Origin of the sequence: Austwickia chelonae (genome assembly GCF_003391095.1) — a bacterium.
Lineage (GTDB): Bacteria > Actinomycetota > Actinomycetes > Actinomycetales > Dermatophilaceae > Austwickia > Austwickia chelonae_A.
Genome location: NZ_CP031447.1, coordinates 824,383 through 847,206, shown reverse-complemented (window position 1 = coordinate 847,206; position 22,824 = coordinate 824,383). Strand labels below are relative to the sequence as shown.

At 63.9% G+C, this 22,824-nt stretch carries 22 protein-coding genes; 6 read left to right on the top strand and 16 right to left on the bottom strand.

Annotated features, from left to right (window positions below):
* Positions 1 to 153 precede the first annotated feature (153 nt).
* The 3 genes from DX923_RS03785 to DX923_RS03775 are packed head-to-tail and all read left to right on the top strand — an operon-like array spanning position 154 to position 2,913.
* Positions 154 to 744 (top strand): acyltransferase, encoded by a 591-nt coding sequence (locus DX923_RS03785; protein WP_116112806.1) that lies wholly within the window; start codon positions 154 to 156, stop codon positions 742 to 744.
* Positions 741 to 1,610 carry a glycosyltransferase gene (locus tag DX923_RS03780; RefSeq protein ID WP_116112804.1) on the top strand — a complete coding sequence of 290 codons (870 nt, stop codon included), beginning with the start codon at positions 741 to 743 and terminating at the stop codon, positions 1,608 to 1,610. The genes DX923_RS03785 and DX923_RS03780 overlap by 4 nt, the downstream gene beginning before the upstream one ends.
* 34 nt (positions 1,611 to 1,644) lie before the next feature.
* Positions 1,645 to 2,913, top strand: a complete 1,269-nt coding sequence (locus DX923_RS03775) for a glycosyltransferase family 4 protein (protein WP_116112802.1) — start codon at positions 1,645 to 1,647, stop codon at positions 2,911 to 2,913.
* 24 nt (positions 2,914 to 2,937) lie between these two features.
* Here DX923_RS03775 and DX923_RS03770 read toward each other — a convergent pair whose 3' ends face one another.
* Together DX923_RS03770 and DX923_RS03765 are read right to left on the bottom strand one after the other, a co-directional pair.
* Positions 2,938 to 4,515 (bottom strand): malectin domain-containing carbohydrate-binding protein, encoded by a 1,578-nt coding sequence (locus DX923_RS03770; RefSeq protein WP_162872760.1) that lies wholly within the window; start codon positions 4,513 to 4,515, stop codon positions 2,938 to 2,940.
* 200 nt (positions 4,516 to 4,715) lie between these two features.
* On the bottom strand, positions 4,716 to 5,873 hold the full coding sequence (locus DX923_RS03765) for a DUF4124 domain-containing protein (RefSeq protein WP_116112798.1): 1,158 nt from the start codon (positions 5,871 to 5,873) through the stop codon (positions 4,716 to 4,718).
* Positions 5,874 to 6,080: 207 nt separating this feature from the next.
* On the opposite strand from DX923_RS03765, the gene DX923_RS03760 reads away from it, so the two are divergent.
* The gene (locus DX923_RS03760) at positions 6,081 to 7,418 is read left to right on the top strand and encodes a WecB/TagA/CpsF family glycosyltransferase (RefSeq protein ID WP_116112797.1); all 1,338 of its coding nucleotides are present in this window, start codon (positions 6,081 to 6,083) and stop codon (positions 7,416 to 7,418) included.
* Positions 7,412 to 7,987 carry a serine O-acetyltransferase gene (locus tag DX923_RS03755; RefSeq protein ID WP_162872759.1) on the top strand — a complete coding sequence of 192 codons (576 nt, stop codon included), beginning with the start codon at positions 7,412 to 7,414 and terminating at the stop codon, positions 7,985 to 7,987. Before DX923_RS03760 ends, DX923_RS03755 begins: the two co-directional genes overlap by 7 nt.
* Before the next feature lie 52 nt (positions 7,988 to 8,039).
* Here DX923_RS03755 and atpD read toward each other — a convergent pair whose 3' ends face one another.
* The 14 genes from atpD to DX923_RS03685 form a co-directional block, all read right to left on the bottom strand.
* Complete coding sequence (gene atpD / locus DX923_RS03750; RefSeq protein WP_116112793.1) at positions 8,040 to 9,500, bottom strand: F0F1 ATP synthase subunit beta; 1,461 nt, start codon at positions 9,498 to 9,500, stop codon at positions 8,040 to 8,042.
* A 20-nt stretch (positions 9,501 to 9,520) separates the two neighbouring features.
* Positions 9,521 to 10,420, bottom strand: coding sequence for a F0F1 ATP synthase subunit gamma (locus tag DX923_RS03745; protein ID WP_116112792.1), 900 nt, complete (start codon positions 10,418 to 10,420; stop codon positions 9,521 to 9,523).
* A gap of 100 nt (positions 10,421 to 10,520) precedes the next feature.
* Positions 10,521 to 12,149, bottom strand: coding sequence for a F0F1 ATP synthase subunit alpha (atpA, locus tag DX923_RS03740; protein WP_116116135.1), 1,629 nt, complete (start codon positions 12,147 to 12,149; stop codon positions 10,521 to 10,523).
* Between the two features lie 132 nt (positions 12,150 to 12,281).
* Positions 12,282 to 13,100, bottom strand: a complete 819-nt coding sequence (locus tag DX923_RS03735; RefSeq protein ID WP_116112790.1) for a F0F1 ATP synthase subunit delta — start codon at positions 13,098 to 13,100, stop codon at positions 12,282 to 12,284.
* Entirely contained in the window at positions 13,100 to 13,723 is a 624-nt protein-coding gene (locus tag DX923_RS03730; protein ID WP_116112788.1) for a F0F1 ATP synthase subunit B, read from the bottom strand. Before DX923_RS03730 ends, DX923_RS03735 begins: the two co-directional genes overlap by 1 nt.
* Positions 13,724 to 13,794: 71 nt before the next feature.
* A complete protein-coding gene (locus DX923_RS03725; protein WP_430732298.1) occupies positions 13,795 to 14,010 on the bottom strand; it encodes a F0F1 ATP synthase subunit C in 216 nt (71 codons plus the stop codon).
* Between the two features lie 86 nt (positions 14,011 to 14,096).
* Positions 14,097 to 14,906, bottom strand: a complete 810-nt coding sequence (gene atpB, locus DX923_RS03720; protein WP_116112786.1) for a F0F1 ATP synthase subunit A — start codon at positions 14,904 to 14,906, stop codon at positions 14,097 to 14,099.
* Between the two features lie 106 nt (positions 14,907 to 15,012).
* The gene (locus DX923_RS03715; RefSeq protein WP_116112785.1) at positions 15,013 to 15,249 is read right to left on the bottom strand and encodes an AtpZ/AtpI family protein; all 237 of its coding nucleotides are present in this window, start codon (positions 15,247 to 15,249) and stop codon (positions 15,013 to 15,015) included.
* A gap of 16 nt (positions 15,250 to 15,265) precedes the next feature.
* Complete coding sequence (locus DX923_RS03710) at positions 15,266 to 15,709, bottom strand: hypothetical protein (RefSeq protein ID WP_116112783.1); 444 nt, start codon at positions 15,707 to 15,709, stop codon at positions 15,266 to 15,268.
* A gap of 107 nt (positions 15,710 to 15,816) precedes the next feature.
* On the bottom strand, positions 15,817 to 16,947 hold the full coding sequence (locus DX923_RS03705; RefSeq protein ID WP_116112781.1) for a glycosyltransferase family 4 protein: 1,131 nt from the start codon (positions 16,945 to 16,947) through the stop codon (positions 15,817 to 15,819).
* Positions 16,948 to 17,112: 165 nt separating this feature from the next.
* The gene (locus DX923_RS03700) at positions 17,113 to 17,784 is read right to left on the bottom strand and encodes a LutC/YkgG family protein (RefSeq protein WP_205413100.1); all 672 of its coding nucleotides are present in this window, start codon (positions 17,782 to 17,784) and stop codon (positions 17,113 to 17,115) included.
* Positions 17,781 to 19,325 (bottom strand): LutB/LldF family L-lactate oxidation iron-sulfur protein, encoded by a 1,545-nt coding sequence (locus tag DX923_RS03695; protein WP_116112780.1) that lies wholly within the window; start codon positions 19,323 to 19,325, stop codon positions 17,781 to 17,783. Before DX923_RS03695 ends, DX923_RS03700 begins: the two co-directional genes overlap by 4 nt.
* Positions 19,322 to 20,086: a (Fe-S)-binding protein gene (locus DX923_RS03690; protein WP_116112778.1), complete on the bottom strand. Its 765-nt coding sequence runs from the start codon at positions 20,084 to 20,086 to the stop codon at positions 19,322 to 19,324. Before DX923_RS03690 ends, DX923_RS03695 begins: the two co-directional genes overlap by 4 nt.
* A 44-nt stretch (positions 20,087 to 20,130) precedes the next feature.
* Positions 20,131 to 21,795, bottom strand: a complete 1,665-nt coding sequence (locus DX923_RS03685; RefSeq protein ID WP_116112777.1) for an L-lactate permease — start codon at positions 21,793 to 21,795, stop codon at positions 20,131 to 20,133.
* 269 nt (positions 21,796 to 22,064) lie between these two features.
* Here DX923_RS03685 and DX923_RS03680 point away from each other — a divergent pair, with 269 nt between their 5' ends.
* Positions 22,065 to 22,820, top strand: coding sequence for a FadR/GntR family transcriptional regulator (locus DX923_RS03680; RefSeq protein WP_116112775.1), 756 nt, complete (start codon positions 22,065 to 22,067; stop codon positions 22,818 to 22,820).
* Positions 22,821 to 22,824 lie beyond the last annotated feature (4 nt).

The window sequence follows — 22,824 nt, the reverse complement described above, 5'->3', positions numbered from 1 at the left end:
GGGGGCGCGACGCGCCCAGACCGGTGTCCTCCCCGACGTATGTCGGACGTTGGACCAGAGTTTCTCTCATCGCCCCACGACAGACGGGCGGACAAATCGCCCGAAGTTCATAATAGACAAGGTCTTTCATCGCATCGTGGAAGAAGGTTCGCTGTGCCGAAGGTCTCCGCCCGTCCTGTCCTGCGCGGCTTCGCCTACATGGCCTATTACGCGATCGGGGCACATCTCCCCCGCAGCTACGCGCCGCTGGGACAACTCGGCGCCGTTCTGCGCACAGCCACCGCCAGATGTCTGTTCGATCACACCGGCAGATCCGTCAACGTCGAACACGGGGCACATTTCGGCTCCGGCCGGGGCATTCAGATCGGGCACCGTTCCGGCATCGGCATCGACGCCGAGATCCTGGGGCCGGTCACCATCGGTGACGATGTCATGATGGGCCCCCGCTGCATCATCATCAGCACCGATCATCGTTTCGACGACCTCACCGTCCCGATGAACCAGCAGGGTTGGTCACACAGCAATGGGCCGGTGGTCATCGAGGACGACGTGTGGATCGGAGCCAATGTCACCATCACCGCCGGGATCACGATCGGCCGGGGCTCCGTCCTGGCGGCGGGCGCGGTCGTCACCAAGGACGTCCCGCCCTTCAGCATCATGGGGGGCGTACCGGCCCGACGGCTGAGGAGCCGCCTCCCCGGCGAGGGTGAACCCATCCAGACGCCGACGGAGCGCATCTCGTGAACGGCCCGATCGCCTCGGTGATCATCCCGGCCTACAACGAGGGCGCGGTCATCGAACGCTGCCTGCGCTCGCTGACCGCAGAAATGCTGCCGGGCCCGGTGGAGATCGTCGTCGCCGCCAACGGCTGCACGGATGACACCGTCGCCCGGGCACAGGCCTTCGACGGGGTGGTCGTCCTCGATCTGCCGACCCCAGGAAAAGTCGGCGCCTTGAATGCCGCCGACGACGTGGCCACGGTCTTCCCCCGGATCTACCTCGATGCCGATGTCGAGCTGTCCCCCGGCACGCTGGGCGAACTCATCGGTGCCTTGACCTTCCCCGAAGCACGTTGCGCAGCCCCGCAGCTGACCTTCGATCTGACGGCTTGCAGTTGGCCGGTACGTGCTTTCCACCAAGTGTTCTCACGGCTGCCGTCTGCCCAAGACACCTTGGTGGGTCGCGGCGTCTACGGGCTGTCCCGGAGCGGCCGGGAACGTTTCGGGGTCTTCCCCCAGGTCCAGGGCGACGACTTGTTCGTCGGTCGGCTCTTCGCCCCCGAGGAACATCTTTGTGTCCCGGGCAGTTCGGTGATACGCCCTCCGCAGGATCTCCGTAGCCTCCTCCAGGTCAGGACGAGGGTGGCCCGCGGAAACGAGCAGCTCGCGCAAGCGACCCCTGCAGGCCTGTCCGTAGCGGAGCAGGCACCGGCAGATTTCTCGTCCTCGACGGCCCGGACCGGGCGGGCCCTGGCCGGTCTGGCCTACACCGAGCCCCGAACGTGGCCAGCGCTAGGGGTCTACGTGACGGTCACGGCTGTCGCCCGCTGGCGCGCCCACCGGACCCGGCAGTCCACCAGCACCTGGAACCGCGATCACTCCACCCGGTAGACCCGAGCAGGGTGTATAGCTAAGGAGCCCTGAGATGCCAGTCGTCGAGAAGCTGACGTCCTCCCGACGGATCGCCTATCTGAACAGCCAGTACCCAGCGTTGTCCCACACTTTCATCGAGCGGGAGATCGCTGCGGTGCGCAGGCAGGGCTGGGAGGTACACACGTACAGCGTGCGTCCGTGTCCACCGGACCAACTCGCCTCAGGGACCATGCGGTCCGAGGCCGCGTCGACCCGGGTCATCCTGCAGGACAAGGCCCAGGTGGCAGCAGCCTCGGCCCGGCTGATCCGAAACCACCCGACAGCCTGGGCGGCAGCGGCACGGTGCGCGGTACGAGCCGGTTATGGCACTGTCCGGGGACGGGTCTGGCAAGGCTTCTACCTGGCTGAGGCGGTGCTCTTGCACGAGTGGATGCGGGAGAAGGGGCTGCGACATGTCCACGTCCATATGGCGAATGTGTCAGCGGACGTGGCGCGCCTGGTCACGGTCATCGGAGAGGCAGTGGACGGCCCCGGAACATGGTCATGGTCCTTGACGGTGCACGGTTACGCCGAGTTCCAGTATGTCGACCAGTGGGACATTCCGGCGAAGATCCGCTCAGCTCGGGGCATCTGCGCAATCAGCGATTTCACCCGCAGCCAGTTGATGCGCCTGACCACCCGCGATCAGTGGTCGAAGATCGAAGTCGTCCGGATGAGCGTAGACGCAGACATCTATTCCTTGCCTCCGCGGCCACGGAACCGGAGCGAAGGTCCGCTGCGGCTGGTGGCGGTGGGCCGTCTGGTGGCCCTGAAGGGCTTCCCGACCTTGATAGAAGCGGTACGGATCCTGGCCGATCGGGGGATCCCCACGACGGCGCGGGTGATCGGTGGCGGTGAGGACATGGCCGCTTTGCAGGAACAGATCGAGCAGGCAGGTCTGGCTGATTCCTTCCTGCTGTGCGGACCGGTCGGCCAGGACGACCTACCGGCGCATTACCACTGGGCGGATGTGTACGTGTCGCCGTCGTTCATGGAAGGGCTACCTGTCGTCCTGATGGAGGGAATGGCTACCGGCCTCCCAGCGGTGGCGACCAGTATCGCGGGGGTCCCCGAGCTGGTCGTCGACGGGGTGAACGGCCTATTGGTCCGCCCCGGACGGGCGGACCTTCTGGCCGACGCCTTGACTCAACTGGCCGGGGCTCCACAGCTCAGGGAGGAGCTGGGCGCTCAGGGACGCCGAACCGTCCTGGAGGAGTTCGTACCGCAGGTCACCGGGCCGGCGATGGCGTCCTTCCTGGAGCGCATGCATCCGGCCCGGTGACCTGTTCGTCAAGGGTTCGTACGATCAGCTGGGTGCCCCCCAGTCCTTGGCGACCACCTGGATGGCCTCCCAGGGGAAATTCCGCATCACTTCGTAGGAGGGCATCCCGCCGAGCAGCCCGGGCCACGGGTTGGTTCCGGTGAGGGTCTCCTCGCGCAGGCCTGCTTCACCGATGACGGCGACGGAACCGGACCGGTCACTGACGATGAAACCGTATTTCTTCGCGGCTTCGGCCACCATGCGTCCGACAGGGGTCAGATTGTACCGGTCGAGGTCAAGGTTCGGGTCGAGGCGCAGACGCTGCCCTTCGCGCACGACATTGGGGTCGACCAGGTTGCCGTCACCCCGCAGGGCCGGCCAGGAGATCTCCGGGTACTGCTGGATGTTCATCGCGGCGAGGTACATGGCATGGTCGATCCTGCCCTCGCGGACCTCATCGAGGGAGATCATGCCTGCGGCCATGGCCACACCGGTTCCGGTCGCTCCGTACCACTGGGGGAAGATCCCTTGGCTGCTGGAGACATTGTCGATGCGTCCGCCCCAGCAGGCCTCCCACCGTCCGCTGGTGGCATTGCGGCGCATCTGCCAGAACTCCCAGAGCTGGTCGGTGTGCGGATCGTAGATACTCATCTCACCGTCGGTGCCGACTGCTGCGCGGGCGTAGTCCGGGACGGGAACCTGCCGGAAGTAGGCCGGACCGGTGGTCAGGTTCGGGTCGATCCAGGTCTTGCGCTGACAGTTCCAGAAGTCGACGTCGATGCGAGGTTGATCAGCAGGAACGGGGTAGAAGGAGGCGTTGTAGTGAGTGTTGTTGAAAGCTGCGATACCGCCCCAGTTCTCGATGACGTCCTTGTGAAGGTTCGCCGCCATCTCTGCGGATTTGGGGTCCAGCGGCGCATTCTCGATGCGGCTGGTCCAAGGGCTGTCTGAGGCCAGCGGGATCGGGGCGCGGCCGGGCGGGTTGTTCACCGGGGTAGGAGTGACGGTCTCCGGAGCAGGAGTCGGTGTGGGCTCCGGGATCGGGGTGGTGGTCGGGGTCGATGTCGGCGCAGACACCTTGGTCACTTCGATCGCGCTGAACTGAGGGTTGTCCACGACTTTGGTGAAGGACAGATCGAGCGACCCGTCGGTGACATCGGTCTCGAAGGTCCGGTCGTAGGCGGTACGTGCGCCGACTGCGCCGGCGATATCGACCTTCTCCAAGGCAGGCTTGCCTTCAGCGGAGACGTCGAAGACCCGCTGTCCGGCCTTCGTCCAGTAGTTCTCCACCATCAGTAGACGAACGCGGTATCGACCGGAGGTGACCGGCAAGGTGTAGCCGGTCGTTCCGAAAGTCGTCTCCTGGTAGAGGACGTCGTCATTGGTCCCGAGGATGTCGGTGCCGACGAGTGAGCGGGAGTTCCGGTCGGTGCCGATGAAGCCGGTGCGAGGTTTCCAGGTCTTCCCTGAGCTGTCGACGACCGGGGAGTATCGGGCGACGACCCGGGCGACGGTCTCTTCCGTGGTGGTTTCGGCCGCGGTGGAGGCGGTGACGAGCGCGAAGGGAAGCAGCACCGCCGGGGGCAGCCCCCAAGCGGCGAGTGCGGTGAGACGACGAGACATGACCACTCCTGGCATGGGTAGGAAGCCCAGCACGGCGTGCCAGGCGGGGTGAACGGGAGGAGGGGCGCAGCCTCACCCCGGCAGGGGCGGGCTCGGACGCGAGACGTCCGGCAGTTCAGATCGCGATGAAGTGCACGTACGAGAGGGGTGCGTGGCGGATCCCAGCTGGTTGAGCGGGGTACCGAGTTCTTCGATGGAACTCAGCGTTTGCCGTAGTCCTTGGGCAGCGCTTGCAACCTGTTCCAGGGGAAGCCTCGTAGGGCTTCATGGTCCGTGCCGCCGAGGAGTTGCGGCCAGGGATCGGTCCCGGTGGTGGCTTTCAGCGATTGACCGGCTTCTCCGATCAGGGCTACGGCTCCGCCTTTGTCGGAGACGATGAATCCGTATTTCTGAGCGGCCCGGGCCACAGTTTTGGCGAAGGGGGAGATGTCCAGGGCCTCTACGTCGAGGGCGGGGTCCAGACGAAGCCGTTGCCCTTCGAGCGGAAGATTGGGGTCCTTGGTGTAGCCATCGGATCGGACAGCCGGCCAGCTGTACTCGGAGAAATGACGTGCTTCGATGACGGCGAGGTACATGGCGTGGTCGATGCGGCCGCGGCGGATTTCTTCAGCGGAGATCATTCCGCCGGTCATGGAGATTCCGGCTGCGCTGACTCCGAATCCCAGGGGGTACTGGCCCATGGCTGTACTCACCTGGTCGATGCGGCCGCCCTGGCAGGACTGCCATTCGCCGGAGCTGTCCTTCTTCATCTGCCAGAACTCCCAGGAGGTGTCGGTCGCCGGGTCGTAGATCGACATGGCGCCGTCGCTCCCTGGTGCAGGGGTGGCGTAAGTAGGGATGGGGACGTCGACGAAAACCTTACGTCCGTCGTAGAGGTTCTTCGGGGTCCAGTTCCATTTGAAACAGTTCGACCAGTTCACCCGTACGCGGGGTGTGTTGGCGTCCACCCGGTAGAAGGTGCTGTTCCAGGCGTGAGCGTTGAAGGCGGCGGTACCACCCCAGTTGTCGGCAACCTGTTTGGCGACGGAGGCACCGATGGCTGCGCTGTTGGCGTCCAGGGGTGCTTTGCTGATGTCGTCGTAGAAGAAGCTGTTGGGTGAGAAGTTGAGGAGTCGGCCCTGGGCCGGTGCTGGCTTCTCCGGTGCCGGGGTGGGAGTGCGCGGCGGGAGTTGGCGGCGTGCCATGGACCGTCCCGCGTCTTTGTTGGTGTGGAAGTCGACGCCTTGTCCGGTGGTCGGTCGCGGTGCCTCGGAGTTACCGGGCGCGGCGGTCGCGGGTGCTGCCAGAGCGATGGTGAGCGGAGCCATCAGGGCGATGGCCAGCATGCTCTTGGTGTGGCGGTGCGGAGCGAGGCGCATGATTGCCTTCCGTGGCCTTGTCGTGGTATCAGGTCGCAAGCCCCATCGGCCCGGGACCAAAGGACATGAATTCGGTCGATTGACACGCTCGCAGCTCACCTCATTTGAAAACTCCTGCGCGAGAATAGATCCGCCCAAGATTTCTTACCCGGACCCGACATCGACGCATGCAATGTGACCTGTTTCACATCAAGGGGTGACTTGAAGGTGTCCTCGATCCGACCGCCAGCTCTCCAACTGCACAAACCATTCCGCACCCAGAATCACACTCCTGTCGGGGAGAGGGCCATCGCCTCCTTGACCCTGCTCGCCATCTCCCCGATCATTCTGATCCGAGCCGCCGCCGGCTACGCCCGCACCGGGAAAACCGTCGACATCGTCGATGCCGTCGGGCCAGCCGAACGGACCTTCCGCCTACGCACCCTCGCCGGTGAGGCCCGGGGTGCGACGATCCTGCACCTGTGGTCCGTCGTCCGCGGCGACATGCGCATCATCGGGCCGTTCCCCTTGAGCACCGCAGAAGCCCGCGCACTACCCGACCGCCAGCTCTGGCGGGTCGAGGGCATGCCAGGAATCTTCTCCGTGCACCGACTCCGCGAGTACACCGGAATCACCTACGAAGGTGACGAGCCCGCCGACCGGGCACTCATGTCCGAACCAGGACTGTCCCGCGCCAGAAACCTTGGGTTGATCGTCCGCTCACTGCTCGCGTCGGCCCTACGCACCCCACCTGGACGGGAAGAACCTTCCGAGCTCAATCTGTTCGATATCCCCATCGCCAACACCACCATGGAAGAAGCGCTGTCCGCAGTGACCAGCCGAGCTCGGGAAGAACCCCGCGTCGGCCAGGCCGACCTCATCTACTTCGTCAACCCCGGCTGCTTGAATATCGCCGCCACAGACCCCTCCTACCACCGGGTGTTACATCGGGCCACCATGATCCTGCCCGATGGCATCGGCCTGAAGGTCGCCTCTCGGATGAAGGGCGTCGCGCTGCGGGAGAATGTCAACGGCACCGACTTGTTTCCCAGACTCTGCAAGATGGCCGCCGACCAAGGCCTCCCCCTCTTCCTGCTGGGAGCACGGCCCGGCGTCGCCGAATCTGCAGCCCAGGCCATGCAGCATGTCTACCCCGAGCTGAAGATCGTCGGCACCCATCACGGGTACATCTCCAATGACGACGACGAAGTGGTCAGCCTGATCAACCGCTCTGGAGCCCGAATCCTCCTGGTCGCCATGGGGGTCCCCCAACAGGAGATGTGGTGCGACCGGATGCACCCACGGCTGGCTCCCGGCGTCGTCATGGGAGTCGGCGGGCTCTTCGACTTCTACTCCGGACGTATCCCCCGGGCGCCTGTGTGGATCCGGGAACTCGGCATGGAATGGATCTGGCGACTCAAACAAGAGCCACGCCGGATGTGGCGTCGCTATGTCATCGGCAATCCGCTCTTCCTCTTCCGGGTCTGGCAGGAGCATGGGAGCGAACAGAAATCAGCAACGAACCTCGCTGTACGCCAGGGCGACAGCAATGCGCGGAGATGCTGAACCTACGGCTGGGAGCGAAGTCCTGCGACTCCCTGGGGCGTCGAAAATCATCGTCGATTCGTGAGGCCTACGCCGAAGCCCGATCACTGCTCCAAGCCGACTGGCCGAAGAATCCTTTTCCTATGCAACGCCTCACCCTGGTGATCTGGCGCTCAGGACAGGCCTTGTGCGGACGCCCCGGGCTTGCAGCCTTCATTCTGCGCAGGGTCGTCCGGGTCGGAGACATCCTCTGGATCAGAGGGCTCCTCGGAGCTGAACTCCCTTCACAGGTGGTCTGTGGCCCAGGTATCCGGATCCCGCACTCCGCCCGCGGGGTGATACTCCACCCCTCGTGCGTCCTGGGCTCAGATCTGGTTCTCTACCACCACGTCACCATCGGCATGAATCAGGTCTTGCCCGCCCCCCGCATCGAGGACGACGTCTTCATCGGCGCCGGCGCCCGGGTCCTCGGGCCGATCATCGTGGCCGCGGAGACCAAGATCGGCGCCAATGCAGTAGTGGTCCGGAGCACTCTGCCGGGACATACCTACGTAGGCGTACCGGCCTCCCCCGTCCGACGCCAACCATGAGAAGTGCCGGACGGGAAACTCCCGTCCGGCACTTCGCTGAGAGCAGTAACACTCAGCTGTTCTTCTCGATCTCCCGCGCCTGACGCTCGACGTCGTCGAGGCCACCACACATGAAGAAGGCCTGCTCGGGAACGGTGTCGTAGTCACCGTCGGCGATCTTGGTGAAGGCCTCGATCGTGTCGGCCAGCGGCACCGTCGAACCCTCGATGCCGGTGAACTGCTTGGCGACATAGGTGTTCTGCGACAGGAAGCGCTGGATACGACGGGCCCGGTTGACGAGGATCTTGTCCTCTTCGGAGAGCTCGTCGATACCGAGGATGGCGATGATGTCCTGCAGTTCCTTGTTGCGCTGCAGGATCTGACGCACGCGGACCGCGGTCTCGTAGTGCTCCTTGCTGACATACCGCGGGTCGAGGATGCGGCTCGTGGAGGTCAGCGGGTCCACCGCGGGATAGATCCCGAGCGACGCGATCTCACGGGAGAGCTCGGTCGTGGCGTCGAGGTGGGCGAAGGTCGTCGCCGGTGCCGGGTCGGTGTAGTCGTCCGCAGGGACGTAGATCGCCTGCATCGAGGTGATCGAGTGCCCACGGGTCGAGGTGATCCGCTCCTGGAGGACGCCCATCTCGTCGGCAAGGGTCGGCTGGTAACCCACGGCCGACGGCATCCGGCCGAGCAGCGTGGACACCTCGGAGCCGGCCTGGGTGAACCGGAAGATGTTGTCGATGAAGAGGAGCACGTCCTGCTTCTGCACGTCACGGAAGTACTCCGCCATCGTCAGCGCGGACAGCGCAACCCGCAGACGGGTGCCCGGCGGCTCGTCCATCTGACCGAAGACCAGGGCGGTCTGGCCGAGAACCCCGGCCTCCTCCATCTCGACGATGAGGTCGTTGCCCTCACGGGTACGCTCACCGACACCGGCGAACACCGACACACCACCGTGGTCGCGCGCCACACGGGCGATCATCTCCTGGATGAGGACGGTCTTGCCGACGCCCGCACCACCGAAGAGACCGATCTTGCCACCCTGGACGTACGGGGTGAGCAGGTCGATGACCTTGATGCCCGTCTCGAACATCTGAGTCTTCGACTCGAGCTGGTCGAAGGGCGGTGCCTGCCGGTGGATGCCCCAACGCTCGTGGGTCTCCAGCTGCCCGTCCCCCTCGAGGTTGAGGCAGTCGCCGGTGGCATTGAAGACCTTGCCGAGGGTGACATCCCCGACCGGCACCGAGATCGGGCCGCCGGTGTCCTGCACGGTGGTGCCACGGACCAGACCATCGGTGGGCTGCAGCGAGATCGCGCGCACCATGTTGTCACCGATGTGCTGGGCGACCTCGAGGTTCAGCTTCTTGCGTTCGCCGGACACCTCGACCTCGACGGTGAGGAGGTTGTAGATATCAGGCATCTGGTCTGCGGGGAATTCCACGTCGACGACCGGGCCGATGATGCGAGACAGGCGCCCCTGTCCGCCGTGGGCAGGCTGAGCCGACTGGGGCTCGGCAAAGGCAGTGCTCATGGGAGATGCTCCTCGTGTCTTTACTTTGCGTCCGCGAGGGCGTTGGCGCCGCCCACGATCTCGCTGATCTCTTGAGTGATCTGGGCCTGGCGGGCCTGGTTGGCCAACCGGGTGTACGTCTTGATGAGTTCGTCGGCGTTGTCGGTGGCCGATTTCATCGCTCGCTGCCGGGCAGCCAGCTCGGAGGCGGCAGACTGCAGCAGACAGTTGAAGACCCGGTGGGTCACGTACTGCGGCAGGATCGCGTCGAGAACGTCCTCGGTGGAAGGCTCGAATTCATAGAGCGGGAGCATCCTGCGCTGGCCGGAATCTTCGACCTGCTCGTCGACCACCTCGATCGGCAGCAAACGCAAGGCACGAGGAAGCTGGGTGACCATCGTGCGGAACTGCGTGTAGACGATATGAACCTCGTCGACCCGGCTGTCCTCGGATGCCAAGAACTCCTGGAGGATGCGGTCGCTGATCTCCTTGGCCGTCTCGAAGGTCGGGTTGTCCGTCGAACCTTCCCAGCTGGCTGCGTACTCACGCTGCCGGAAACGGTAGAAGGAGATCGTCTTCCGCCCGACGAGGAGCGGCACGACCTCTTTACCTTCGCTGCGGAGCCTCGTGACGAGCCGTTCGCTCTCCTTCAACACCGAGGAGATGTACCCACCGGCCAGGCCCTGATTGCTCGCGATGATGAGCACTGCGGCACGGCGCGGGTTCTCGGCCTCGGTGGTCAACGGATGTTCTGCATCCGAGTGGCTGGCGACGGCACCGAGAGCTTCGGTGATCGCCACGGCGTACGGCGTCGTTTCCTCCACCCGCTGACGTGCTTTGATCACCCGCGAGGCAGCCATGAGTTCCATGGCTTTCGTGATTTTCTGCGTCGCCTTGACGGAGCGGATGCGCTGCCGGTATTCCCGGATCTGCGCTCCCATATCTTTCCGCCTCTCCTTGATCGAACGGTAGTCGTGGGTGAAGTTGGCCCCGCCGCTTCGGGTCGATGCCGCTGACTCGGCGGCATCGACCCGAAGTCGGTCAGCGCTTGCGGACGATCCGCTCCTGGTCCTGGGCGTCCTGCTCGAGTGCCTCGACAGACTCTTCTGCGATCGAGGTGCCCTTGCCGGTGCGGAAGTCCCGCTTGAAGGAGGTCATCGCCGTCTCAAGACTCTGTTTGGCGTCGTCCCCGAGCTTCTTGGTCTCTCGGATCGACTGCAGGATCCCGGCGTTCTCCCGGCGCATGAACTCCAGGAATTCGCTCTCGAATCGGCGAACGTCCTCGACCTCGACATCGTCGAGTTTGCCGGTGGTACCGGCCCACACGGAGACGACCTGTTCCTCCACCGGGTAGGGCGAGGACTGCGGCTGCTTGAGCAGCTCGACCAATCGCGCGCCGCGCGCCAGCTGCGCCTTCGACGCGGAGTCGAGGTCAGAGGCGAACATGGCGAAGGCTTCCATCGCACGGAACTGCGCCAGGTCGAGCTTGAGTCGTCCGGCGACCTCCTTCATCGCCTTGATCTGCGCGGAGCCACCGACTCGGGAGACAGACACACCCACATCGATCGCCGGACGGACGTTGGCGTTGAACAGATCGGCCTGCAGGTAGATCTGGCCGTCGGTGATCGAGATGACGTTCGTCGGGATGTACGCCGAGACGTCGCCTGCCTTGGTCTCGATGATCGGCAGACCGGTCATCGAGCCGGAGCCCATCTCGTCGGACAGTTTCGCGCAGCGTTCGAGCAGCCGGCTGTGCAGGTAGAAGACGTCACCGGGGTAGGCCTCACGGCCCGGCGGGCGACGCAGCAGCAGTGAGACCGCACGGTAGGCCTCGGCCTGCTTGGACAGGTCGTCGAAGATGATCAGGACGTGCTTGCCCTGGTACATCCAGTGCTGGCCGATGGCCGATCCGGTGTAGGGGGCGAGGTACTTGAAGCCGGCCGCATCGGAGGCCGGGGCAGCGACGATGGTGGTGTACTCCATCGCGCCGGCTTCCTCGAGGGTGCCCTTGACGGACGCGATCGTGGAGCCCTTCTGGCCGATGGCGACGTAGATGCAACGCACCTGCTTGTCGATATCGCCGCTCTCCCAGTTGGCCTTCTGGTTGATGATCGTGTCGACGGCGACCGTGGTCTTCCCGGTCTGCCGGTCACCGATGATCAGCTGACGCTGTCCACGGCCGATCGGGATCATCGAGTCGACGGCCTTGATCCCGGTCTGCAGCGGCTCGTGGACCGACTTGCGCTGCATGACGTTCGGAGCCTGGAGCTCTAGCTCACGGCGACCTTCGGCCTTGATCTCGCCCAGGCCGTCGATCGGCTTGCCCAGCGGGTCGACCACACGGCCGAGGTAGCTGTCGCCGACCGGCACGGAGAGGACCTCTCCGGTGCGCTTGACGCTCTGGCCCTCCTCGATACCGGAGAAGTCACCGAGGATGACGACACCGATCTCGTGGACGTCGAGGTTCAGAGCGAGGCCGAGGGTTCCGTCCTCGAACTGGAGCAGCTCGTTGGTCATCGCGGAGGGCAGGCCCTCGACGTGGGCGATACCGTCACCGGCATCGGTGACCCGACCGACCTCTTCACGTGTGGCCGCGTCGGGCTCGTAGGACTGAACAAAGGAGTTCAGTGCGTCCCGGATCTTCTCCGGACGGATGGTGAGCTCCGCCATCGTCTCTCTCTTCTTCCTCGTCTGCAGCCCGGCCTGTTCGAAAGGGGCCGAGTGTCGGGATGCTTCGGTGCCGACTCGCGGCGTGGTGCTGTGGTCCGGTCCGGAGGGCATACAGCGGCCGGACCGGCGGAATTATGTGGTGCTCACAGCCCGACGGACGTCGTCGAGCCTTCTCAGGATGCTTCCGTCGATGACATCGTCGCCGACTCGGATGTGCACGCCTCCCAGAACATCTGGGTCGACGACCATGTTGGCATTGACGGCGCGCCCATAGGTGCGGGCCAACGCCGATTCGATCCGCTTCTTCTGTTCTTTGTCGAGCGGTATTGCCGAGGTCACGATCGCGGTGATCTGACGCCGACGCTCCGCCGCGATGGCGAGCTGCCGCCAGATCGCCGCGGAATACTTACGCCCTCGCGGGTTGAGGACCGGACGGGTCGACAGCCACAGGGCATCGCGCGAGACATGACCGGCAAGCAGCCTCTCAAGCAGTTCGGCCTTGGGCGCTTTCTCGACATCCCTACGGCCGAGGAAGTCCCCGAGATCACGTTCACGCTGCACCAGTTGGTCGACCTCGAAGAGCTCGTCCTCCAACTGCGGAAGACGCCCTTCGCTCTCTACCGCGGCGAAGACCATGTCGACACCGATGCGTTCGAGCGCGTCGACCATGTCCTGGTCGGAGTTCCACCGTCCGCTGACGACGCCGTTCACGATGTTCAGCGCCTCAGTGGAGACCTGACCACCGAGGATCTGTGTCGCCAGCTCACGCTTGGGCCAGGCGTCCCGGGAGGGATCGGCGAAGGCCCTGCGGAGACGCGCTTCACCGGAGAGGGTCTCGCTGACCGCGAAGAGGTCTCCCGCCAACACCCGTAGATCTACGGTGCGTCGACGCTCGATCTCGTGCGCGATCTCGAGTGCGGCTTTCCAAGCGCCGCGGGAGGACCCTTCCATCAGGAATCCCGCGGTGCGTGGCCGTCGCCGGAGGACGCTGTGGTCGGCTCGATCCGACCGGCTTCGAGCTCGCTGATGAACCGCTCGACGATCCCCCGCTGACGGATCTCGTCGTGCAGGGATTCACCGACGATTCGGCTGGCCAGGTCGGTGGAGAGCTGTCCGACGTCGCCTCGGAGCTGCTGCATGGCCTGGTTGCGCTCGGCCTCGATCTGGCGCTGGGCGTTCTCGAGGATGCGCGCTGCCTCGACCTGGGCCTGGTCGCGCATTTCCGCGATGATGGAAGCGCCTTGTTCTCGTGCTTCCTCCCGGACCCGGGCCGCTTCGGTCCGAGCCTCGGACAACTGCTGTTCGTACTGGGACTTCAAGGCCTCGGCCTCGGCCAGCGCCTTCTCGGCGCGTCCCATGTCACCTTCGATGGCTTCCGACCGCTGCTGGTAGATGCCTTCGATGGTCGGCACGACCTTCTTCCAGATGTAGACCAGGAAGATCAGGAAGAGGATGGAACCGAAGATGAGTTCGCCGGGGTGCGGGACGATCGACGAACCTTGCCCGTCGTTGCCGCCGCCCCCACCTTCCATGGGCACGAGGGCAGCGACCTGATGTATCAGGCTGAGTTGCACGGAAATCTCCTATGACCAGGCTGTACCCCGACGCGTGGCTGCTGTCGGGGCGGAGTGTGACCGCGAGTGGGTCAGGACCTGAAGATGAACAGCGCGACGAAGCCCAGGATGGCCAGGGCCTCGGCGACCGCGAAACCGATGATCGCGACGGGCATGAGGGCGCTCTTGGCCTCCGGCTGGCGAGCGATCCCGTTGATCAGCGCGGCGAAGATGAGACCGATGGCCAGGGCCGGGCCGATGGTGGAGATGCCGTAGCCAACGAGGTTCATGGTGCCGGTCATGATGATGCGTGTCCTTTTCTGAGCGTGAACCGGGGAGCGACTGCCCCCGGCGTTCGAGGGGTATGTTCAGTTGTTTACCGACAGCGCTGCGATCAGTGTTCGTCCGCGAGGGAAGAACCGATGTACGACGCTGCGAGCAGAGCGAAGACATAGGCTTGCAGGAATTGCACCAGCAGCTCGAAGAGTGTCATCAGGACACCCATTCCGAAAGAAGCGACACCGGCGAGTTTCATGAGCCCCTCGCCGTGGAAGAGAAGTACTTCGCCCCCGAGGATGAAGAGCACCAGAACCATGTGACCAGCCATCATGTTGCCGAAGAGTCGCAAAGTCAGCGTCAACGGGCGAACGATGAAGTTGGAAATGAATTCCAGCGGAGCAATCAAGAACCGCATCACGACGGGAAGACCCGGCGGAATGAGCAGACCGAAATATCCCATCAGACCGTGCTTCTTGATACCCGCGTAGTGATACGCGATGTACACGATAGCGACCAGGCTGATCGGAAAAGCGATCCGCGCCATCGGCGGATTCTGAAAGAACGGGATGACCGCCATGAAGTTGTTCAAAGCGATGAAGGTGAACAACGCGAAGATCAAGGGCATGAACCGGATCAGGTCCTTGCTCCCGATCATGTCCTTGGCGATGTCATGACGCACGAAGTCGTAGACCATCTCGAACAGATGCTGCCTGCGCGTCGGCACTGTCTGAGCGCCCTTCAAGGCATAGGACATCCAGCCGACGAGCATGAGGAAGGCTACGGACATCACCAACATGGGTCGGGTGATGGTCACACCACCGACGGTCCACAGCGGCTGCCAGAAGTCGTAGGGCGAGGGGGGCGTAAACGTGCCACCTTCCGCAGCGACACGCCCGGCGAGGGGGATCATGGCGCTCAGGACCACTTCATCTCCTTGAGGATCACACGTGCTTCGACTCGCGCGGGAGTGTGCACGCCCAGGGAACGGCAAAGGCAGACGCGGCCGGAGGACCGCACATCATTCAGTGCAGTCAACTGCCACCGTACCGGAGCCAGATGACGTAAATGCTCATAGCGATACCCAGAAGAATCCCGATCGCTACAACGAAAGTCGTACCCAGCCAGTAGTCGAGGCCGTAGCCGATCCCCCCGAAGGTGAGCGGGCCGGAGAAGAGGTAGGAGAGGATCGAGGAGGCATCGTCCCGGAAGGGTGGGATCTCGGCCGAAGTCGTTTTCGCGTTGCTGCCGCCAGCTTGCCGCTGCTCCATACTCGTCTTCCTCCCCTCAACGCGACTCGACGGTGGGCAATGGCACGGAGTAGATCAGGGTCCGTGTCTTCACCACAGCAAGGACGTGCACGCACTGCCACACGACAACTTCTACCAGAGCGGCTGCGGCGAACCACTTCCCCCTCAACCACCAGGAGTGGTCGAGTGTGTCATAGAGGCTGTAGAGCACAGTCACCTGCGTGCCGTAAACAGCCAAAGCCCCCATGAGCGCAAGGGATTCCGCATACTTGAGAATGACTCCCAGGGCAAGGGCTCCGCTGGCGAAGAAGACCGCCACCAGCAGGGATCCCGCCGCCGCACTGATCGCCTCCTCGACACCCGACGAGAGGAACCCGATGGCGGCACCGAGCAGACTCACCAGACACGAGGCAAGCACCCCCCAGATGAGCACGGCACGGCCCGGCGTGAGCACCGATCGTGCGATGCGCGCTGCGGTCATGAAGCCTGCTAGTCCTCACTCATGGGCGACGATGCCATCCTGCCACAGGCAGGAACAGGGGAAGGGCGATGCGGGAGCACCTTACCCCCCCATGCTTGTGAAAACCGTCACAAGCGTTTGCGCTCCAACCACTTCGGAAAACGCCCGGTGAGCCACAACGCTCCTGCCATGGCCCCCGCGATGAGGAACAAGGGAACCGGCCCTTCCACATACGCCAGAGCCACCGCGCCGAAGGCCACGATCCCAGCCCACAAGTAGAGCAGGAGCACCGCTCCCATATGGCTGTGCCCCAGCCCCAGGAGCTGATGCTGCAGGTGCTGGGCATCCGGCGACCACGGGCTCTGCCCCCGCCTGGTACGCCGGATCACCGCCAAAGTCATGTCGAGCAGCGGGATGACGATCACGGCCAGGGGCAGCACGATCGGCAGGTACATCGCCAACTGTTCGTTCCCCGAGGTCGGAACCGCCGGATCGACATTACCGATGAAGGTGATGGTGGTCGCCGCCATCAACAGACCTAACAACAAGGAACCCGCATCGCCCATGAACAACCGCGCGGGATGGAAATTGTGCGGAAGGAAACCTGCGCAACAACCCACCGTGGCAGCACTGACAAAAGTCGCCGTGGAGAACACATTCGGCGGGTTGTAGCGGTAGGAAACCCCGTAGACGTACAGGAAGAAGGAGAAGGCTGCGACCGCCACGATCCCGGCAGCGAGCCCGTCCAGACCGTCGACGAAGTTCACCGCATTAGTGGTGACCAGAACGATCCCGATGGTCAGGACGACAAGCACCGGTGAAGGCAGAACAGTCACTCCCAGGATGGGCAAGGACAGCAGCTGCACTCCCGAGTAGGCCATCACCCCGCCGGCGATGATCTGACCGGACAGTTTGGTCAGCCAGTCCAGCTCACGAACATCATCGATAGCTCCTACGAGAGCCACGAGGATCGCACCGATCACGATGCCTTTGATCTCGCCACCACCGCCCGGACCACAAGCAACCGGGTCAGTGCGAATGATGCAGTGCAAATGCGGGAGCTGACTCCCTACTGCGACGGCAGCGAGGAACCCGATGAGGATGGCGACCCCGCCCATCCGGGGAATCGGGGTCTTGTGCACATCTCGATCACGCACCGGGGTGATCGCGCCGAGGCGGATGGCCGACCAACGCACTGCTGGTGTCACCGCGAAGGTCACCACCAGCGCCACGGCGAACACCAGGAAGTATTCGCGCACGCCCTCCGCCCTTCAGTCATGACAGTACTTTCGATCAACTTTAGGCGGCACGGGACATGAAAAGCACACCGGCCGACCTCCAGCACGAGAGCTCTTGCAGAACAAGAGGACCGGAGCCTCGCAGCGCTTCCACGCTACAAGACCCCGGTCCATGCACCCAGCAGGTCAGCCCTCCTGCAGGATGACGTAAAGGGTCCGCGGACCGTGTACACCCTCGACCCGAGACAGCTCGATGTCGCTGGTCGCACTCGGACCACTGATCCAGGTCGCCGGACGTCCCGCCCGCACGGAGTCGCCCAAGCGCTCGACGGCCTCGGGAACATCAGAGACGACCTGATCTGCGCGGACCACGCAGATGTGGATGTCAGGCACCAGTGAAAGCGCACGACGCCCTTGATCGGTGCCATGGTCAAGCATGATCGTCCCGGTTTCCGCAACCCCGACGGCTGCCGCAGTGACCACGGCATCCGTCTCGTCCAGCTGACGCTGGGTGAGCGGTGGTTCGTCCGAGAGGATGTGCATGCCTGCGCCGACGACAGCCAGCCGCCAAGCCGGGTCCAGACCGGAAGGCAGCACAACCGACTCAGCTCCCAGCTTGGTGAGCGCACGTGCGATCTCACGAGAAACGCCGGCAGCGTCGGTCCGCACGACCTCTGCCTTGTAGTCCTCGACCCGCTCCACGAAGCGATCCAGGACATCGGGCATGCTGGTCACCTGGTGGTATCGCCAGTCGACCGGGCTGTCGATCTTCTGCTCCACGGGCGGAACATCGGCCAGCGCAGTACGGATACGACCGAGAATCTCTTCCTTGGCAGACATCGAACCCATCCCGCTCATCGCCCTTGTCCTTCACGTTCGCGCTTCCACCAGCTCCGGAAGGATTCCTTCGGCGGCGCCGGGACATTCCGCGCGTTGGTCCACTTCGACAACGGATAGGGCAACGGGCCGAGGTGATCGACACCCTTGCCGATGCCCATCACCTTGCCGGACAAGCCAACCCCTGCAGTGGCAGCAGCCCATCTACGGGAATCGGCCATCATCCACGCCCCGGCCTTCATCATCGCCGGCTCGGCGTGCGGATGTGCCATCCGTTTGAAGACACTGGACTGCTTCGATTCGGCCTTCTTCGCCTCGACGACCTTGTTGCGCATGTGCACCAGCAGGTCCGGGATCGGAATCCGGACCGGACAGACGTCGAAGCAGGCCCCACACAGGGTGGAGGCGAAGGGCAGCGACTTGTCCACAGCGCTCCCCGTCCCCCGCAGCTGCGGGGTCAGGATTGAACCGATCGGCCCTGGGTAGACCGACCCGTAGGCGTGTCCACCCACTTTTTCGTAGACCGGGCAGACGTTGATGCAGGCCGAGCAACGGATACACCGCAGTGCCTGACGGCCCTCGGGGTCGGAGAGCACCTTGGTCCGGCCGTTGTCGATCAGGACGACGTGCATCTCCTGGGGGCCGTCGCCCTCGGTGGGACCGGTCCACAGTGAGGTGTACGGGTTCATCCGCTCACCGGTGGAGCTACGCGGCAACAGCTGGAGGAAGACCTCCAGGTCGTCGAAGGTCGGGACGACCTTCTCGATCCCGACCACGGAGATCAGGGTCTCCGGAAGGGTCAGGCACATCCGCCCGTTACCCTCCGACTCGACCACGGTCAGTGTGCCGGTCTCGGCCACGGCGAAGTTCGCACCTGAGATGGCCACCTTGGCGCGCAGGAACTTCTCCCGCAGGTGCAGGCGAGCGGCCCCGGCGAGCTGAGGCGGTTCGGCCGGGAGGTCAGCAGGCGCAGCTTTGCCGTAACGCCCCATCTCCTCCAGGAAGATCTCCCGGACCTCTGCCCGGTTCCGGTGGATGGCCGGAACCAGGATGTGGCTGGGCCGGTCGTGGCCCAGCTGGACGATCAGTTCGGCCAGGTCGGTCTCCCACGCGGCGACACCGGCTTCCTCCAAGGCCTCGTTCATGTCGATTTCCTGGGTGGCCATCGACTTGACCTTGACGACCTCGGAGACCTCGTCCGCCACCCCGTGACGGGCCAGCGCAGCCTTCGTCAGGCGAACGATGATCTCGTTGGCCTCTTTGGCATCCCGGGCCCAGTGGACCTGAGTTCCGGCCCTGGTCAACGACTCCTCAAGTTGCAGGAGATAGGTGTCGAGATGACGCAACGTCCGGTTCTTGATCGCCTCACCGGCCTTACGGAGCTCTTCCCAGTTGTCGAGCTCGCCCACGACCCGTCCACGCTTGGCGCGGATCGTGGTCATCGCGTGATGCAAGTTGCCACGCTGGACCGGGTTCGACAACTCGCGGCGAGCAGCGACCGGGAACCGCGGCGAGTCGATCAAGTCACCCGAAGGCGGTGCAGGGGTACGGCGCTCGCTCATGCCGGCACTCCTTCGGTCTGCGCCAAGATCTCGATCAAGTGGATGGGCTTGATCCCTGAGTGCTGACGACCGAGCACACCCGAGATGTTCAGCAGGCAGAGGTTGTCACCGGTCACGAGGTACTCGGCACCCGTCGAGGCCACATGGCGGGCCTTGTCGGAGGCCATGGCCACGGAGACGTCAGGGTTCTTCATGGAGAAAGTGCCTCCGAAACCACAACAGCGGTCCTCGTCGGGCAGCTCCAACAGAGTCAACCCCTTGACCGCCTTGAGCAACCGGTAGGGCTTGTCCCCCACCTTGGCCACCCGGGTGGAGTGACAGGTGGGGTGATAGGTCACCTTGTGCGGGAAATACGCCCCCACGTCCTCGACCCCGAGGACATCGATGATGAATTCGCTGACGTCATAGGTGCGCCGCACGATGTCGGCGACCTCGGCCCGCAAACCCGAGTCATCGGCGTGCTCGGCCAGCATCGGATGCTGCTCGCGGACCGATCCGACGCATGACCCGGAAGGCGCCACGATGTAGTCGTACTTTCCGAAGGTCTCGACGAAGTTGCGGACGACCGGAATGGTCTCGTCGAAGTATCCGGTGTTGGTGAAGGCCTGCCCGCAGCAGGTCTGCTTCTCCGGAAACTCGACCTCACAGCCGAGACGCTCCAGGACGGAGAGCACGGCTTTCGGCGTGGCTGGGAACATGGCATCCCCAGCACAGGTGGCGAACAGGGCTACCTTTTTGCCCTCGCCCGGCTTGCTGTTCATAGCGACTCCTTGCGATCAACGGCCGAGAACCGGCCAGTGAAAAATCAGGGGAGGACCCAGGCCAAAACTGGCGTTGACATGAGACCAGAGACCAGACAGAGCACGACGAGGAGCCCCAGGCTCCACCCGATGACTTTGCGGAGCACCGTCGACTCGGCGCCGGCCAGGCTCATCGCGGTCGCGGCGATGGCGAGGCTCTGCGGGGAGATCATCTTTCCGACGACGCCACCGGCAGCGTTCGACCCCACGAGGAGTGCCTTGTGGCCGATCTGGTCGCCGACCCCGGCCTGCAGACCGGAGAACAGGATGTTGGCGCTCGTGTCGGAGCCGGTCACGTAGGTACCGATCCAACCCAGGATCGGCGCGAGGAAGGGGTAGATCACGCCGGCACCGGCGATCCACATACCCAGGGCCAAGGTCTGTCCCGAGTCACCCATCACATAGGCCAGTGCCACCACGGAGCCGATGGTCAGCACGGTGAACTTCATCTTCTTGGCGTTGACGACCAACTCACCGAAGAGGTCCTTCATGGACACCTTGTAGATCAGGCCGACCAGGATGGCCACGAAAGCCAGCAGGATGCCGGGGGTCGAAGCCCACGAGAAGGTGTAGGTCTGGTGCGAAGACGCCTTGCCCGCACTGTCCAGCAGCTCTCCGGTCAGGACGGGCCAGGGGATCTTCACATCGAGGGACTTGGCGAACTTGGCGACAGGCGCGAGGTTCGCGATGGCGAAGACCACGATGACCAGGACGTAGGGAACTACGGCCATGAAGATGCGCTGACGGGTCAGGTCGGAGGCGTCGGTGGACTGTGCTTCGACCGGCCCGCCCTCGACCTCGGGCACGAGGGGCGCGCCGACGCGCGGGCGGGCCTCGGCGGAACCGGCCGGCTTCCAGACGCGGGTGAAGGCGATGGCCACCACGACGGAGACGACTGCGGAGAAGACCTCGGTCAGGTTGTAGAGAGCCGAACCGGAGATGATCCACTTGGTGATGCCGAAGGTCAGGCCGACGACCAGCCCGAAAGGCCAGCACTGCTTGACGCCGTGCTTACCGTCCATCACCGCGAGCAGGAGGAAAGGAACGACGAGACACAGGATGGCGGTGATCCGACCGGTGATCGGCGCGATCGCATAGACGTCCATGTCTGCGGTCTTCGCCGCCATGAGAACCGGAAGACCCACCGCGCCGAATGCCACCGGGACGGTGTTCGCCAACAGGGCCACGATCGCCGCACGCAGTTTGGAGAAACCGATAGCGATCAACATGACCGTGGTGATCGCCACCGGCGCACCGAATCCGGCCAAGGCCTCCAGCAGCCCACCGAAGCAGAAAGCGATCAGCAGACCCAGGACACGAGTGTCATCACTAATCAGGTAGAAAGTGCGACGCAGGTCGTCGAAACGCCCGGAGATCACGGTGACCTGGTACATCCAGATCGCGGCCAACAGGATCCAGACGATGGGGAAGATGCCGTAAAGGAAACCCTCGGCGCTGGTCGCCGCGACCATGGCGATCGGCATCTTGAAGACAGCCACGGCGACGATGCAGGCCAGTCCCCAAGAGAACAGACCGGCGTAATGAGCCCGCCAACGCAGACCACCCAAAGTGATCAGCATCGCCAGGATAGGGATCATGGCGACCAGTGCAGAAAGGAACTGGTTACCTGTCGGGTCAGTACTCGGCTGAAAGCCGGTGAGCACGGTCATGAGAACTCCGTTGTCCTTCGAGGGCGCCCTGAATTGCGACCCGCTGACTGCGGTCCGACCTCCAATTGGTCTGACCATATGAGACTAAGGTCAAATTCTGACATGTAAACAGTCCGAAGGTCACCTTCCGCCACCATCATGTTCCATGAAGTGGACATCGACGCCCTGTGAAATTCTTTGAGCGTTCCAGCGTTCCAGTTCCGAAGAGCGGTACGGTCGCAGGTGATATCTCCATAGCCGTCGCGCTCGGAGGAACGGAAGAGACGACCATGAACGACGGACCTGCGGGCGATGCCCAGACTTGGCGCAGGATCACGAAGACCCGCGCTTACGAAGAAGTCATCGGCCGTATCGAAGAACAGATCCTGAACGACACACTCAACGTCGGCGATCGGCTCCCACCGGAACGCGATCTGGCTGCCAAGCTGGGAGTCAGCAGAGCTGCTGTCCGAGAAGCGCTCCGAGTCCTGGAATCACAAGGAGTACTGAAAGCCTCGGTCGGAGTCGGGCGCGACGGCGGAACGATCGTGTGCGCCATGCCCACCGAGGCGCTCTCCCGGGTACTCCGACTGCATGTGGCCCTGTCCAACTTCCCGATGTCCGATGTCATCGAAGCGCGGGTCATGCTGGAACGTTGGAGTGCCCGGTTGGCGGCCCGCTCCCGTCAGGACAAGCATGTCGAAGAACTTCGTCGACTCGTCGAAGCGATGGAGGACCCTGCCACTGACCGATCGGCTTTCAACGACCTCGACACCGAATTCCATGTCGCTTTGGCCGCCGCCGGTGAGAACGTCCTCGTGGCCGACATGACCATCGCCATCCGTGAGTCGATGCGGATTCCGATCTTGACGTCCTTCCACGAGCTGGAGGACTGGGACACCTTCGTCGCCCATCTTCGTGACGGACATCGGCGGATCTACCTGGCGGTGGCCGAACGGGACGAAGACGCGGCAGCAGCCGTGGTCGAGGAACACATCAGGTTCGCCTATTCCGCTCTGGGTTGGCGCAGGCCCCGAGGGCTCTGAGAGT